Genomic DNA, 14,896 nt, shown 5'->3' with positions numbered 1-14,896 from the left:
CCGCCGCCTCCGCCGGTGCAGGCGCCGTCGCCCGAGGCGACGCGCAGCCCGCCGCCCCCGCCGACGACGCAACCGCCGCCGCCCCCGCCGCCGCAGCGGCCGAATCCGCCGTCCGGCAAGCCGCAGGCCGAGCCGACCCCGACTCCGTCCCCGCCGACGCCGCCGGCCGAGATGGCGCAGGCCGATCCGATGGCGATCTCACCGACCCAGGCGCCGCGCCCGGGCTCGCGGCCGAAGGCGCCGCCGCCGGCTCCGACGCAGCAGGCGACCGCGCCGACGCGGTCGACGCAGGGGCAGTCGCAGTCGCTCGACAGCGACGCGCTCGACGCCTTGGCCAGCGAGTCGACATCGACGCGGTCGAGCAACAGCCGTTCGAACCGCCAGCAGCGGGCGTCGGGCCAGAACTCCCGATCGCGGGACATCAGCCCCGGCGAGAAAGACGCGATCGCGGGCATCGTCGGACGGTACTGGAATGTCGATCTGCAGTCGGCCGAGACGCCGGTCGTGGAGGTTCGGGTGCGGATCGATGCCACCGGCAAGCTGACGCTCACCGAGATTGTCGATCCTGCGTTGCGCAGCAATGCTGCCGCTCGCGCCGCAGTGCGGGCCGTCCGCATGTCGATCGACCAGTGGCCGGTGCCGGCGGGCGGTTGGCCCGACGACGACTTCATCCTTAACTTCGACCCGAGCCAGATGCGCTGACGGTCGACATGTCCATCCCGATCCAAGAGTTGTTTCCGACCAGCCAGGAACCGAGGTGCAGAGAATGAAACGAGGCTTCCTCCTGACCACGCTGGCCGCCCTGGCTGCGGTCGCATCCCTCGTCCTGACGGCGGCGCCGTCACGGGCCGAGATCCGGATCGACATCAACCAGGGCGTCACCCAGCCGATGCCGATCGCGATCACCGATTTCCCCGGTGATCCGGTCGGCAGCCAGATCAGCCAGATCATCTCGGCCGATCTGCAGCGCTCGGGCCTGTTCGCGCCGATCGACCCGCGCGCCTTCACCCAGGATGCGGCCTCGCTGCAGCAGGGCGTGCGCTTCGCCGACTGGAAGGTGCTGGCGGCCCAGGCTCTCGTCACCGGCCAGGTCCGCCCGCGCGGCGACGGCCGCTTCGACGTCGACTTCCGGCTCTGGGATGTGGCGGCCGAGCAGCAGCTGACCGGCCTGACCCTGACCGGCGACAGCAGCCTGATGCGCCGCGTCGCCCACAAGATCGCGGACGAGATCTACCGCGCCGTGACCGGCGAGGACGGCTATTTCGACACCCGCGTCGTCTACGTCTCCGAGACCGGGCCGGAGGTGAACCGGGTCAAGCGCCTGGCGATCATGGACCAGGACGGCGCCAACCATCAGTTCCTGACTGACGGCTCGCAGCTGGTGCTGACCCCGCGCTTCTCGCCCAGCACGCAGCAGATCACCTACATGGCCTATGTGAACAACAAGCCGCGGGTGTATCTGCTCGACATCGGCAGCGGCCGGCAGGAATCGCTCGGCGACTTCCCGAACATGACCTTCTCGCCGCGCTTCAGCCCGGACGGCAACCGGGTGATCTTCAGCATGGCGCAGAACGGCAACACCGACATCTACGTCATGGACCTGCGCACCCGTTCGGCGCAGCGCCTGACTTCGGATCCGTCGATCGAGACCTCGCCCTCCTATTCCAGGGACGGGTCGCAGATCGTGTTCGAGAGCGACCGCGGCGGCAGCCAGCAGATCTACATCATGAACGCCGACGGGTCCGGCGTGCGCCGGCTCAGCTTCGGCCAGGGCCGCTACGCCACCCCGGTGTGGTCGCCGCGCGGCGACCTGATCGCCTTCACCAAGCTGTCGGGCGGCCAGTTCTCGATCGGCGTGATGCGGCCCGACGGCACCGGCGAGCGCGACCTGGCCTCCGGCTTCCTGGCCGAGGGCCCGACCTGGGCGCCGAACGGCCGCGTGCTGATGTACACCGCCAGCGGCGGCGGCGGCAGCAAGCTGGTTACCGTCGACATCACCGGCCGGGTCAGCGCCGCGGTGCCGACGCCCTTCGACGCGTCCGACCCCGCCTGGTCGCCGTTGCTGCCGTGACCTAGATCAATGGGAATGGCGGAAAATAAAGCGAGAAATACCTTGCGAAGCGGGCGGCAACCTGCTTTTCCCTCAACCGATTTCCGAATCGTAAAGTCGGATCCACGTCAGGGGCAAAAAACCATGCGTCTCAAGATTGTGTCCCTCATGGGGGCTCTGCTGCTGGCCACGGCCTGCAGCTCCAGCCAGAACGCCGCCGGCACGGCCGGCCAGGGCGGCCTCGGCACCGCCGGCACCGCTGTCCCCGGCTCGCAGCAGGATCTGGCTCAGAACATCGGCGACCGCGTCTTCTTCGCCTTCGACGCCTTCGACCTGAGCCCGGAGGCCCAGGCCACGCTGACCAAGCAGAGCGGCTGGCTGCAGCAGTACCAGAACGTCGCCGTGACCGTCGAAGGCCACGCCGACGAGCGCGGCACGCGCGAATACAACCTCGCCCTCGGCGACCGCCGCGCCAATTCGGTGCGCAACTACCTGATCGCCAACGGCGTGGCCCCGTCGCGGATCTCGACGATCAGCTACGGCAAGGAGCGTCCGGCGGTGCCGGGCAACGACGAGTCGGCCTGGGCGCAGAACCGCCGGGCGGTCACCGTCGTCAACTGATCCCGCCGACCGGCGGGCCGGCGCCCTCGTGGCGTCGCCCGCCGCCGGACGGAGGATTTGCGCGCCGGACGGCGGCAGCGGCCTCGCCGTTGCTGCCGTGCCCGGCGCGTCTTATTTTCGCCGCCGGGATCGGGAAAAGATCGGTCCCGCGGCCAAGGCCGAACCCATGCCCCAACCAAGGAGGTGGAGGCGACATGCCGGCTTCGCAGAGGCGACGGAGTATTTTCGCGGCCGCGGCGCTCGCCGTCGCGGTCCTGGCCCCGTCCGGGCCGGGCCGGGCGCAGACCTATGAGGCCCAGCTCGAGGTCCGGATCAGCACGCTGGAGCAGCAGATCTCGCAGCTGACCGGCCAAGTCGAGCAGCTGCAGTACCAGAACCAGCAGCTCGCCGATCAGCTGAAGCGGGCCCAGGCCGATATCGAGTTCCGGCTGAACGAGCTCGAGGGTGGCGGCGGCAGTGCCGCGCCAGCCCCAGCCGCCCCGGCCAAGAAGGCGCCGGCGCAGGGCAGCGCCCCGGCCGCGCCGCGGGCGCCGCAGCCCTTCGCCCCGACGCCGCTGGTGCCGCCGAAGCGCTCCGACGCCGGACCGCTGGCCCCGGGCTACGACAGCCTGGGCGGCGCGCCGCAGGAGATGGGCGCGGCCGATCCGGGCCCGGCGCCGACGGTTCCGGCCTTCGCGTCGACCGAGCCGCAATCCTACGGCTTCGCCACGGCGCCGGGCGACGTCACCGGCTGGTACAATCAGGCCCAGGGCCTGTACAACCAGGGCGACTATGACGGCGCCATCGCCGGCTTCAGCCAGGTCGTCGCCGCCGATCCCGGCGGCGGCCTGGCCGGCAACGCCCAGTACTGGCTCGGCGAGTCCCTTCTGGCGAAGGGCCGCCCGGGCGAGGCTGCCTCCGCCTTCAACGCCGCCTGGTCGATGGATCCGGGCGGGCCCAAGGCGCCCGACGCGCTGATGCGGCTGGGCCAGTCCCTGGTCGCCGCCCGCCAGGATGCCTCCGCCTGCGACGCCTTCGCCCGGCTGGTGGCGGACTACCCCGATGCCCCGGCGCAGATGCTGCGCCGCGCCAAGGACCAGCAGGCGCTGCTGCGCTGCTGATGCATGCACGATCCGGTCACGGATGAAGAGTTCGCCGCGCGGCTCGACCGCCTCGGCCCGTTCGACCGGCCTCTCCGCCTTGCCGTCGCCGTCTCCGGAGGACCCGACAGCATGGCGCTTTGCCTCCTCGCCGCACGCTGGGTCCGGCGGAGAGGCGGCCAGATCCTGGCCCTGACCGTCGACCACCGGCTGCGCCCGGAGTCGACCGCCGAAGCCGCCACCGTCGGCGCTTCCCTTGCTCGGCACGACATTCCCCATCGCATCCTGACCTGGACCGATGCCCCCGCCCGGGCCTCGCAGGACGAGGCGCGCCGCGCCCGCTATGCCCTGCTGGAGCAGGCCTGCCGCGAGGCCGGCATCCGCGACCTGCTGGTCGCCCATCACCGCGAGGACCAGGCCGAGACCGTGCTGCTGCGCCTGGCCAAGGGCAGCGGCGTCGACGGGCTGGCCGGCATGGCCGTCTGGCGCCCGGCGCCCTGGGGCCGGCTGCTGCGGCCGCTGCTCGACCTGCCGAAGGCGCGCCTGGTGGCCACCTGCGCCGGATTCGGCGTGGTCCCGGTCGACGATCCTTCCAACCGCCGCAGCCGCTACGCCCGGGCCCGGCTGCGCGCCGCCCGCGAGGTGCTGGCCGCGGAGGGGCTGACCGACGACCGGCTGTGGGACCTAGCCCGCCGCGCCGGCCTGGCCCGGGCGGCGCTGGAGCGGATCACCGCCGAGCTGGGGCGCCGCGCCGTGCGGCTCGACCCCGCCGGCTATGCCGCGATCGACCTGCCGGCCCTGCGGGATACGGATCCGGAGATCGCGCGGCGTCTGCTCGATTCCGTGATCGCCTGCATCGGCGGTGGCGCGGAAGCCCGCTTCGATGCGCTGGAGCGGCTGGCCGAAGCGGTGCGCGATGGTGCGGTGCTGGGTCGCACCCCAGGCCGCACGCTGGGGCATTGCCGCCTGCGCGTCGCCGGCGACCGGCTGCTGGTGTTCCGCGAGCGCCGCGGGCTGCCGGAGATCGCCGATCCGCCCCCCGGCACATCCTTGCTCTGGGACGGCCGCTTCCGCATCGAAATTCCGTCCGATGCCCGGCCGGGCGATCGGATCGCCGCCTGGGGCGACGCCGCGGCCGGGGAGGGAAGGGCCGAAGGACTGCCCTTCGACGCCGCCGCGGTGCTGCCGGCACTGTGGCGCGCCGGCCACGTGCTGCGGCCGCCGCGCCTCGGCGCAGCGGCGGAAGACGGCCTTTTCCTGCGCTTCGAGCCGTTGCGGCCGCTCTTTCCGAATGGATTCCCGGTTGTTTAGGCGCGGCGCTATATTATCTACTACCGAGCCCCCGGAGCGGTCCGGGGACCCACGACGCCGTGGTGCCGCGCAAGCGGTATGCGCGGGACATGAGGCGACCGTCCGTGAACAATTTCGGCAAGAACTTTGCGCTCTGGATCATCATCGGCCTGCTCCTCCTGGCGCTGTTCAACCTGTTTCAGACCTCCGGCGGGCGCAGCTCGCAGGGTGAGCTGGCCTACAGCGAGCTGGTGAAGTCGGTCGAGGACAAGCAGATCGCCGATGCCCGGATCCAGGGCAACACCATCTCCGGCCACTACACCAATGGTCAGAGCTTCCAGACCTATGCGCCGGACGGCACCGACATTGTCAACCGGATGACCGAGGCCGGCGTCCGCGTGCAGGCCGCGGCGCCGGAAGGGCCGAACCTGCTGCTGACCACGCTGATGTCGTGGCTGCCGATGCTGCTGCTGATCGGCGTCTGGATCTTCTTCATGCGCCAGATGCAGTCCGGCGGCGGCAAGGCCATGGGCTTCGGCAAGAGCCGCGCCCGGCTGCTGACCGAGCGCACCGGCCGCGTCACCTTCGACGACGTGGCCGGCATCGACGAGGCCAAGCAGGAGCTCGAGGAGATCGTCGAGTTCCTGAAGGACCCGCAGAAGTTCCAGCGCCTGGGCGGCAAGATCCCGAAGGGCGTGCTGCTGGTCGGCCCGCCGGGCACCGGCAAGACCCTGACCGCGCGCGCGGTGGCGGGCGAGGCCAATGTGCCGTTCTTCACCATCTCCGGCTCGGACTTCGTCGAGATGTTCGTCGGCGTCGGCGCCTCCCGCGTCCGCGACATGTTCGAGCAGGGCAAGAAGAACGCCCCCTGCATCATCTTCATCGACGAGATCGACGCGGTCGGCCGCCATCGTGGCGCCGGCCTGGGCGGCGGCAACGACGAACGCGAGCAGACGCTGAACCAGCTGCTGGTCGAGATGGACGGCTTCGAGGCGAATGAGGGCGTGATCCTGATCGCCGCCACCAACCGTCCGGACGTGCTGGACCCGGCGCTGCTGCGCCCCGGCCGCTTCGACCGCCAGGTGGTGGTGCCGAACCCGGACATCGTCGGCCGCGAGAAGATCCTTAAGGTCCATATGCGCAAGGTGCCGCTGGCGCCCGACGTGGACGCCAAGACCATCGCGCGCGGCACCCCCGGCTTCTCCGGCGCCGACCTCGCCAACCTGGTCAACGAGGCGGCGCTGCTGGCCGCCCGGCGCGGCAAGCGCGTGGTCTCCCACTCCGAGTTCGAGGAGGCCAAGGACAAGGTCATGATGGGCGCCGAGCGGCGCTCGATGGTGATGACCGAGAAGGACAAGAAGCTGACCGCCTTCCACGAGGCGGGGCATGCCCTGGTCGGCCTCTACGTGCCGGAGCACGACCCGCTGCACAAGGTCACGATCATCCCGCGCGGCCGGGCCCTCGGCGTGACCATGAGCCTGCCGGAGCGCGACCGCACCAACTGGTCCAAGGTCGAGATGGAATCGCGCCTGGCCATGATGTTCGGCGGCCGCATCGCGGAGGAGCTGATCTTCGGGCCGGAGCACGTGACCACCGGCGCCTCGAACGACATCCAGCAGGCGACTCGGATGGCGCGGGCGATGGTGACCGAGTTCGGCATGTCCCAGAAGCTCGGCCGGCTGCGCTACAGCGCCAATGAGCAGGAGATCTTCCTCGGCCACTCCGTCGCCCAGCAGCAGAACGTCTCCGAGGAAACGGCCCGGCTGATCGACGAGGAGATGCGGCGCATGATCGACGAGGCCGAGAACAAGGCCCGGACGATCCTGACCGAGCATCTCGACCAGCTGCACCTGATCGCCAACGCCCTGCTCGAATACGAGACGCTGACGGGCGAGGAGGTCCAGGGGCTGCTGCGCGGCGAACCGATCGTACGGCCGGAGCCGAATGACGAGCCGCCGCCGCCGAAGCGCCCGACCAGCGGCAAGCGGACCTCGGTGCCCTCGGGCGGCGCCAAGGGCATGGATCCGGAGCCGCAGCCGGGAACCTGACCGGGTGACGACTGACCGTGACCGCGGGCCGCGCCTCGACGCGGCCCGCGCCGTTTCCCTCTCCGACGACTTCGCACCCTGGGCCGCCCGGCCCGGGGTGCGGATGTATCTACGCCCGCTCGGCCTGTCCGACGCCGCGCCCGGCGCGCTGCCGCTCGCCGGCGGGCCGCTGTCCTTCTACCGGGTCGAGCTGATTCTCAGGGAGTCGAATAAAACAGAGTCCCCCCTCCCCCCGCGGGAGGGGGGTAGGGGGAGGGGGTTCTCTCCGCCTGATCCGGCCCAGATCGCGGCAGACCAGCCAAGCGAACCACCTGCTCATTCGCGCGCGGACGCGCGCAGACCCCTCCCCCTAACCCCCTCCCGCAAGGGGAGGGGGGACAAGGAAGAACCCGGTTCGGATTGCGTCCGGGCTGTCGCAGACCCCGACACGCTGCGCCGCTGGGCCGGGCGCCACGGCCTCAGCGCCGCGGTCGACGACCGGCTCGACCAGCTCAGCCGCCCGCGGCCGGACTTCGCTGGCCTCGCCCTCGACCGGCCGCGGCTGATGGGCATCGTCAACGTCACCCCCGACAGCTTCTCCGACGGCGGCGACTTCGCCGATCCCGGCCGCGCGGTCGCGCACGGGCTGGCCCTGGCCGAGGCCGGGGCGGAGATCCTCGACGTTGGCGGCGAATCGACCCGGCCCGGCTCCGCCCCGGTGCCGCCGGAGGAGGAGATCGCAAGGGTTCAGCCGGTGATCCGCAACCTGGCGAATCGCGGCCTGGCCGTGTCGGCCGACACCCGCCATGCCGCGGTGATGGCGGCGGCTTTGGCCGCCGGTGCCCGGATCGTCAACGACGTCACCGGCCTGACCGGCGACCCCGGCAGCCTGGGCGTCGTCGCCCGCGCCGGCTGCCCGGTGGTGCTGATGCACATCCAGGGCGAGCCGCAGACGATGCAGCGGAACCCGGCCTATGACGACGTCCTGCTCGATGTCTGCGACTGGCTGGAGGAACGGGTCGCGGCCTGCGCCGCCGCTGGCATCCCGGCCGGGCGCATCGCGATCGATCCCGGCATCGGCTTCGGCAAGAAGTCGCTGACGCACAATCTGCCGCTTTTGCGTGGTCTGTCTTTGCTGCACGGGCTGGGCTGCGCCGTGCTGCTCGGCGTGTCGCGCAAGCGCTTCATCGGCACCCTGTCGGGCACCGCCGACCCGAAGGCGCGGGCACCGGGGTCGATCGCCGCGGGGCTGTACGGCGTGGCCCAGGGGGTGCAAATTCTGCGCGTGCATGACGTCGCGGAGACGCGGCAGGCCTTGGCCGTGTGGTCGGCGCTGCAGGTGGGGACGGAACTGGGGGCAGGGGAATAGCCCGCATCTCTCACACTCCTTGCGCCCTGCGTCGCCTTGCGGCGAGTCGGATGCGGGGGCGGGACGCGAAGAGCGTAGCGGGCACTACGGTCGAGCGGCCCGCCCCCGCAGGCGGCCGCCGCAAGGCGACCCTTCGGGCCGTCGCCACATGCCGACATGGTGCGTCGAACGGCTTGCCCGATGTGCCGCATCGCGCTACGCCGTTCTCCTGCCCTGTCGGCATGTGGCGACGGCGCAGGACGCAACGAGTGTGAGAGATGCGGGCTCAATGACGCGCAAGCTGTTCGGGACCGACGGCATCCGCGGTCGCGCGAATGTCGAGCCGATGACGGCTGAGACGGCCCTGAAGGTGGCGACGGCGGCGGCGGCGCAGTTCCGGCGCGGCGACCATCGCCATCTGGTGGTGATCGGCAAGGACACCCGCCTGTCCGGCTATCTCCTGGAGCCGGCCCTGACCGCGGGCTTCATCGGCGCCGGCATGGACGTCACCCTGGTCGGCCCGATCCCGACTCCGGCCATCGCCATGCTGACCCGGTCGCTGCGCGCCGATCTCGGGGTGATGATCTCGGCCTCGCACAACCCGTTCGAGGACAACGGCATCAAGCTGTTCGGGCCGGACGGCTACAAGCTGTCGGACGAGGTCGAGCGCGAGATCGAGGATCGCATCACCCAGCCGAACGACGACCATCTGGCACCGCCGGCCCGGCTCGGCCGCGCCCGGCGACTCGACGACGCCTCCGGCCGCTACATCGAATACGCCAAGAACACCTTCCCCAAGGGGCTCCGGCTCGATGGGCTCAAGGTGGTGGTCGACTGCGCCAACGGCGCCGCCTACAAGGTCGCCCCCGCGGTGCTGTGGGAGCTGGGGGCCGAGGTGATCAAGATCGGCGTGTCGCCGGACGGCCTCAACATCAACAAGGGCTGCGGCGCCACCGCCACCGACGTGATGCAGCAGGCGGTGGTGGCCCATGGCGCCCATCTCGGCCTGTCGCTGGACGGCGACGCCGACCGGCTGATCATGGCCGACGAGACCGGCCGCCAGATCGACGGCGACCAGCTGATGGCGATGATCGCGCGTGACTGGCACAGCGGCGGCCGGCTGGCGCAGCCGGCGGTGGCGGCGACGGTGATGTCCAATCTCGGCTTCGAGCGGTTCCTGGGCGGGATCGGCCTCAGCCTGATCCGTACCGCGGTCGGCGACCGCTACGTGGTCGAGACCATGCGCGAGCGGGGCCTGAACCTCGGCGGCGAGCAGTCCGGCCACATCGTCATGAGCGACTACGCCACCACCGGCGACGGGCTGATCGCGGCGCTGCAGGTGCTGGCGGTGATCCAGCAGGCGGGCCGGCCGTCCAGCGAGGTGTTCCGGGTGTTCGAGCCGCTGCCGCAGCGGCTGCGCAGCGTCCGCTTCAAGCCGGTCGCCGGGGCGCCGTCGCCGCTGGAGCAGGCGCTGGTCAAGGATGCGATCGCGGCGGCCGAGGCCCGGCTGGGCAAGGACGGCCGCCTGCTGATCCGCAAATCGGGGACGGAGCCGGTGATCCGGGTGATGGCCGAGGGCGAGGACGCAACGCTGATCGAAAGCCTGGTCGGCGAGATCTGCGCGACGATCGAGACTGTGGCGGCATAACGTCCTTTCGTATCAGCACTCCGGGCGTGGCTGTTCCCGATCGCACACATGGGCCTGGGCAAGGGTTTCCATCGCGCCTTTGCGTGCCTGCTCTGGCAGGATGATCGCCCGGGAATCCGCGACGGGCGGAATCCTCCAAGCGTATTGCATCTGATAGAAGCCGTACTTTCCTTCGATGATCTTAAGCATCAACATTTCCGCCTGACCAAACTGCTTCGTCCTGCCGCATATCGCTGTCTGTATCCCTGCTGGATATGGCCCGTCGAAGAAGCGCATTGGTGACTCGACTATCGGTTCGACAGCGCATCCGGCGCGTAGTTTGTCGGGCGCCTTTTTGAAGAAGTCATCTATATCGACATACGAACTGCGATTCTGGATCAGAATCGTAATCATTGCTGTCCATCTGTCTACGGATTCGTGAAGTTTCACGTACTCAATAATATGGAGTGAAGAGTTATGCGCCTCGTATCCTTTCTTTGATTCTGATGGAATGGTATGTTTTATATATTCGGATTTTGTGTCGATATCTTGTGATAATTGCCGAGTTGGAGGGGAGATGACCGATCCCTGACAGCCGAAAAGAAGTGCCGATAAGGCAAGAATGATGCGAATCTTCATTTTCAACAGCCCCCTGGCTTTGATTCTGTCCTAATGCTCGTTCGATAGAGAGCATGAACCCCGAATTTTGCGGGCCTTACAGAACAATCACCGTCATCTAGGATAGGATGGCTGTGAAAGCGGCTTTTGGAGGGCGTGATGGATGGGACCCCGATGGGTGGGGAACCTTGCCGATGGCAGCCTTGCGCAATATTGCGCTGCCTGACCTGCGCCGGACGCTTCGCAGATAGCGATTGACGCGGAACCGCCGATCCATATTCTCAGCGGCGGGCCACGTCCCCCCACCGGGACGCTGCTATCTGGAAGGATAGACATGACTGCGAGTGCGCTCGCCCCCACGCCCGGACTCCGTCCGCGCAACCCCAATTTCTCCTCTGGTCCCTGTGCCAAGCGCCCCGGCTGGTCGCTCGAGGCGCTGCAGAATGCCGCCCTCGGCCGGTCGCATCGCGCCGGCATCGGCAAGGCCAAGCTCGCCGATGTGATCGAGCGGTCGAAGCGCGTGCTGCGCATGCCCGCCGACTGGCGCCTGGCCATCGTGCCGGGATCGGACACCGGCGCCGTCGAGATGGCGCTGTGGACCCTGCTCGGCGCCCGCGGCGTCGACCTGCTGGCCTGGGAAAGCTTCGGCGAGGGCTGGGTCACCGACGTGGTCAAGCAGCTCAAGCTGCCGGATGTCCGCACCTTCAAGGCGCCCTATGGCGAGCTGCCGGACCTGGCGCAGGTCGATTTCGACCGCGACGTGGTCCTGACCTGGAACGGCACCACCTCCGGCGTGCGCATGCCGAACGGCGACGCCATCCCGGCCGGCCGCCAGGGCCTGGTGATCTGCGACGCCACCTCGGCCGCCTTCGCCATGGACCTGCCCTGGGACAAGCTCGACGTCGTCACCTGGTCCTGGCAGAAGGTGCTGGGCGGGGAGGGCGCGCACGGCATGCTGGCCCTGTCGCCCCGCGCGGTGGAGCGGCTGGAGAGCTACGCCCCGGCCTGGCCGCTGCCGAAGGTGTTCCGCCTGACCTCCAAGGGCAAGCTGGCCGAGGGCCCGTTCAAGGGCGAGACCATCAACACCCCGTCGATGCTGTGCGTCGAGGACGCCATCGACGGCCTCGCCTGGGCCGAGGAGATCGGCGGCCTGGATAAGCTGATCGAGCGGTCGGAGAATAATCTCGCCGCCGTCGCCGCCTGGGTCGAGCGCACCCCCTGGGTCGACTTCCTGGCGGCCGATCCCGCGATCCGCTCCTGCACCTCGATCTGCCTCAAGATCGTCGACCCGGCGGTCACGGCGCTCGACGCCGACGCGCAGGCCGCGGTGCCGAAGAAGATCGCCTCGATCCTCGAGAAGGAAGGCGTCGCCTTCGACATCAACGGCTACCGCGACGCGCCCCCGGGCCTGCGCATCTGGGGTGGCGCCACGGTCGAGACCGCCGATCTCGAGGCGCTGCTGCCCTGGCTCGACTGGGCCTTCGAGCGCGCCCGGGCCGAGCTGAAGCTGGCCGCCTAGTCTCTCCCCATATCCTCGTCATCGCGAGGAGCGAAGCGACGTGGCGATCCAGCGGCACCGGCCCCTGGATGGCCACGCCCCTTCGGGGCTCGCCATGACGACTGCTCTTATGGAGCCACGTCCATGCCCAAGGTTCTCATTTCCGACAGCCTGTCCCCGGCCGCCGTCGCCATCTTCCGCGACCGCGGCGTCGAGGTCGACGTCAAGACCGACCTGAAGCCCGAGGAGCTGAAGGCGATCATCGGCCAGTATGACGGCCTCGCCATCCGCTCGGCCACCAAGGTGACCAAGGAGGTGCTGGCCGCCGCGACCAACCTCAAGGTCGTCGGCCGCGCCGGCATCGGCGTCGACAATGTCGACGTCCCGGCCGCCACCCAGCGCGGCGTGGTGGTGATGAACACGCCCTTCGGCAACTCCATCACCACCGCCGAGCACGCCGTCGCCATGATGTTCGCGCTGGCGCGGCAGCTGCCGGACGCCAACGCCTCGACGCATGCCGGCAAGTGGGAGAAGTCCCGCTTCATGGGCGTCGAGCTGTTCGGCAAGACGCTCGGCCTGATCGGCTGCGGCAATATCGGCTCGATCGTCGCCGACCGCGCCGTCGGGCTGAAGATGAAGGTGATCGCCTATGACCCGTTCCTGTCGCCGGAGCGGGCGCTGGACCTGGGCGTGGAGAAGGTCGACCTCGACACGCTGTTCCATCGCGCCGACTTCATCAGCCTGCACACGCCGCTGACCGACCAGACCCGCAACATCATCGACGCCGCGGCGATCGCCAAGATGAAGCCAGGGGTGCGCATCATCAACTGCGCCCGCGGCGGGCTGATCGTCGAGGAGGACCTGCTGGCGGCGCTGAAGTCCGGCCATGTCGCCGGCGCCGCGCTCGACGTCTTCGCGGTCGAGCCGGCGAAGGAGAGCGCCTTCTTCGGCCTGCCGAACGTGGTCTGCACCCCGCATCTCGGCGCCGCCACCACCGAGGCGCAGGAGAATGTGGCGCTGCAGGTGGCCGAGCAGATCTCGGACTTCCTGCTCTCCGGCGCCGTGACCAACGCGCTGAACATGCCGTCGGTGACGGCGGAGGAGGCGCCGAAGCTGAAGCCGTACCTGACCCTGGTCGAGCAGCTCGGCAGCTTCGCCGGCCAGATCACCGAGACCCGGCTGAAGGCGGTCAACATCACCTATGAGGGCGACGTCGCCCAGCTCAACACCAGGCCGATCACCAGCGTCATCCTGGCCGGGCTGCTGCGGCCGCTGCTGGACAGCGTGAACATGGTCTCGGCGCCGGTGGTGGCGCGCGAATACGACATCGACGTCAGCGAGACCAAGCGCGAGACCTGCGAGGACTACCACACGCTGGTGCGGCTGACGGTGACGACCGAGCGCCAGACCCGGACCGTCGCCGGCTCGCTCTTCGCCGGCACCAAGCCGCGGATCGTCGAGGTCGAGGGCATCGCGCTCGAGGCCGAGGTGGCACGCAACATGCTGTTCGTGCGCAACGAGGACAAGCCGGGCTTCATCGGCCGCCTCGGCACGGTGCTGGGCGACGCCAAGATCAACATCGCCAACTTCAACCTCGGCCGCCGGCCGGAGGGTGGCAGCGCGCTCGCCCTGGTCTCGGTCGACAGCCCGGTGCCGGAGGAGATCGTCAAGACCGTGCAGGGCCTGCCCAGCGTGGTCCAGGCCAAGGCGCTGAACTTCTGAAATGAAAACCCCGGCCTCAGGCCGGGGTTTTTGCTTTGGCCGCGAATGCGTCCCTCAGAACGGCGAGTCCGGGTAGTAGAACTCTTTGGCGTTCTCCTTGGTCACCAGCGTGGCGTCGAGGATGTAGCGGCCGCGGACCGGCAGGTGGTCGTAGAGGTTGGCGGCGGTCAGATCCATCGCCACCGCGACCATCGCCGGCGGGTACAGCACGTCGACCGGGATCATCTTGTCGCCGTCCATGACCTTCTTGACCATGTCCTTCATGCCGGCGCCGCCGACCACGAATTTGATGTCGCTGCGGTTGGCCTGCTGGATCGCCTCCAGCACGCCCACGGCCATGTCGTCGTCCTGGCACCACACCGCGTCGATCTTCGGGTACTTGGCCAGGTAGTCCTGCATCACCTTGAAGGCATCGTCGCGGCTCCAGTTGCCGAACTGCTTGTCCAGCACCTTGATGCCGCTGCCGGCGATCGCCTCCTCGAAGCCCTTGATCCGCTCCTCATCGATCACGATCGGCAGGCCGCGGATGACCACGATGTCGCCGCTGCCCAGGGTCTTCTTGATATACTCGCCGGCGACGCGCCCCAGCTCCGGATTGTTGCCGGCGACGTAGAGATCCTGGATCGTCTGGTCGCTCAGCGCCCGGTCGACCACGGTGACGAAGACGCCCTTCTCCTTCACCTGGCGGATCGGGTCGGTCAGCTCGTCGGAATTGTGCGGCAGCGCCACCAGCGCGTCGATGCCCTGGGTGGTCAGGTCCTCCAGCGCATTGGCCTGGGAGGCGCCGTCCGGCGAGGTCTTGACGATCACCTTCAACCCCGGATAGCGGGCCTCCAGCGCCTTCGCCTGCTCCTGCGCGTGGTAGACGACGCCGCCGGTCCAGCCGTGGTCGGCGGCCGGGATCGACACGGCGATGGTCTTGCTCTCTTGCGCCTGGGCGGTGCCGATCGCCGCCAGCAGGGCCGCGGCGGCCAAACCTATCAATCTCAGTTGCATTAATTTCTCCCCGGAATCGA

At 69.3% G+C, this 14,896-nt stretch carries 13 protein-coding genes; 10 read left to right on the top strand and 3 right to left on the bottom strand.

Annotated elements, in window-relative coordinates:
• Nucleotides 1-422, bottom strand: a 422-nt coding sequence (locus tag KXR53_RS33750; RefSeq protein ID WP_437380014.1) for a hypothetical protein, incomplete at its 3' end; no start/stop codon positions are given.
• A 94-nt stretch (nucleotides 423-516) separates the two neighbouring features.
• On the opposite strand from KXR53_RS33750, the gene KXR53_RS33745 reads away from it, so the two are divergent.
• The 8 genes from KXR53_RS33745 (at nucleotide 517) to glmM (ending at nucleotide 10,063) form a co-directional block, all read left to right on the top strand.
• On the top strand, nucleotides 517-702 hold the full coding sequence (locus KXR53_RS33745) for a hypothetical protein (RefSeq protein WP_437380013.1): 186 nt from the start codon (nucleotides 517-519) through the stop codon (nucleotides 700-702).
• Nucleotides 703-757: 55 nt separating this feature from the next.
• Nucleotides 758-2,071, top strand: a complete 1,314-nt coding sequence (gene tolB / locus KXR53_RS33740) for a Tol-Pal system beta propeller repeat protein TolB (RefSeq protein ID WP_437380012.1) — start codon at nucleotides 758-760, stop codon at nucleotides 2,069-2,071.
• A gap of 123 nt (nucleotides 2,072-2,194) precedes the next feature.
• Nucleotides 2,195-2,671 (top strand): peptidoglycan-associated lipoprotein Pal, encoded by a 477-nt coding sequence (gene pal / locus KXR53_RS33735; protein WP_026871240.1) that lies wholly within the window; start codon nucleotides 2,195-2,197, stop codon nucleotides 2,669-2,671.
• Between the two features lie 194 nt (nucleotides 2,672-2,865).
• On the top strand, nucleotides 2,866-3,771 hold the full coding sequence (ybgF, locus tag KXR53_RS33730) for a tol-pal system protein YbgF (RefSeq protein ID WP_437380011.1): 906 nt from the start codon (nucleotides 2,866-2,868) through the stop codon (nucleotides 3,769-3,771).
• Between the two features lie 3 nt (nucleotides 3,772-3,774).
• Complete coding sequence (gene tilS, locus KXR53_RS33725) at nucleotides 3,775-5,061, top strand: tRNA lysidine(34) synthetase TilS (protein ID WP_437380010.1); 1,287 nt, start codon at nucleotides 3,775-3,777, stop codon at nucleotides 5,059-5,061.
• Between the two features lie 104 nt (nucleotides 5,062-5,165).
• A complete protein-coding gene (gene ftsH, locus KXR53_RS33720) occupies nucleotides 5,166-7,088 on the top strand; it encodes an ATP-dependent zinc metalloprotease FtsH (RefSeq protein WP_437380015.1) in 1,923 nt (640 codons plus the stop codon).
• 4 nt (nucleotides 7,089-7,092) lie between these two features.
• On the top strand, nucleotides 7,093-8,436 hold the full coding sequence (folP, locus tag KXR53_RS33715) for a dihydropteroate synthase (protein ID WP_437380009.1): 1,344 nt from the start codon (nucleotides 7,093-7,095) through the stop codon (nucleotides 8,434-8,436).
• 268 nt (nucleotides 8,437-8,704) lie between these two features.
• Nucleotides 8,705-10,063, top strand: a complete 1,359-nt coding sequence (gene glmM, locus KXR53_RS33710) for a phosphoglucosamine mutase (protein ID WP_437380008.1) — start codon at nucleotides 8,705-8,707, stop codon at nucleotides 10,061-10,063.
• Nucleotides 10,064-10,075: 12 nt separating this feature from the next.
• Here the strand turns inward: glmM and KXR53_RS33705 are convergent, their stop codons facing one another.
• Nucleotides 10,076-10,681: a hypothetical protein gene (locus KXR53_RS33705; protein ID WP_437380007.1), complete on the bottom strand. Its 606-nt coding sequence runs from the start codon at nucleotides 10,679-10,681 to the stop codon at nucleotides 10,076-10,078.
• Between the two features lie 313 nt (nucleotides 10,682-10,994).
• Here KXR53_RS33705 and KXR53_RS33700 point away from each other — a divergent pair, with 313 nt between their 5' ends.
• On the top strand, nucleotides 10,995-12,179 hold the full coding sequence (locus KXR53_RS33700) for a phosphoserine transaminase (protein WP_437380006.1): 1,185 nt from the start codon (nucleotides 10,995-10,997) through the stop codon (nucleotides 12,177-12,179).
• A gap of 123 nt (nucleotides 12,180-12,302) precedes the next feature.
• Nucleotides 12,303-13,880, top strand: coding sequence for a phosphoglycerate dehydrogenase (serA, locus tag KXR53_RS33695; RefSeq protein WP_437380005.1), 1,578 nt, complete (start codon nucleotides 12,303-12,305; stop codon nucleotides 13,878-13,880).
• Between the two features lie 54 nt (nucleotides 13,881-13,934).
• Here serA and KXR53_RS33690 read toward each other — a convergent pair whose 3' ends face one another.
• Nucleotides 13,935-14,876: an ABC transporter substrate-binding protein gene (locus KXR53_RS33690; protein ID WP_437380004.1), complete on the bottom strand. Its 942-nt coding sequence runs from the start codon at nucleotides 14,874-14,876 to the stop codon at nucleotides 13,935-13,937.
• Nucleotides 14,877-14,896: the final 20 nt, after the last annotated feature.

This window comes from Inquilinus limosus, assembly GCF_051487185.1.
Lineage (GTDB): Bacteria > Pseudomonadota > Alphaproteobacteria > DSM-16000 > Inquilinaceae > Inquilinus > Inquilinus limosus_F.
This window is presented reverse-complemented; position numbering and strand designations above follow the sequence as displayed.

Bases quoted from the DNA above. Each gene is read 5' to 3' on its own strand.
- pal (WP_026871240.1), top strand. From the start codon at position 2,195: ATGCGTCTCAAGATTGTGTCCCTCATGGGGGCTCTGCTGCTGGCCACG.
- ybgF (WP_437380011.1), top strand. From the start codon at position 2,866: ATGCCGGCTTCGCAGAGGCGACGGAGTATTTTCGCGGCCGCGGCGCTC.
- tilS (WP_437380010.1), top strand. From the start codon at position 3,775: ATGCACGATCCGGTCACGGATGAAGAGTTCGCCGCGCGGCTCGACCGC.
- glmM (WP_437380008.1), top strand. From the start codon at position 8,705: ATGACGCGCAAGCTGTTCGGGACCGACGGCATCCGCGGTCGCGCGAAT.
- KXR53_RS33705 (WP_437380007.1), bottom strand. From the start codon at position 10,681: ATGAAGATTCGCATCATTCTTGCCTTATCGGCACTTCTTTTCGGCTGT.
- KXR53_RS33700 (WP_437380006.1), top strand. From the start codon at position 10,995: ATGACTGCGAGTGCGCTCGCCCCCACGCCCGGACTCCGTCCGCGCAAC.
- serA (WP_437380005.1), top strand. From the start codon at position 12,303: ATGCCCAAGGTTCTCATTTCCGACAGCCTGTCCCCGGCCGCCGTCGCC.
- KXR53_RS33690 (WP_437380004.1), bottom strand. From the start codon at position 14,876: ATGCAACTGAGATTGATAGGTTTGGCCGCCGCGGCCCTGCTGGCGGCG.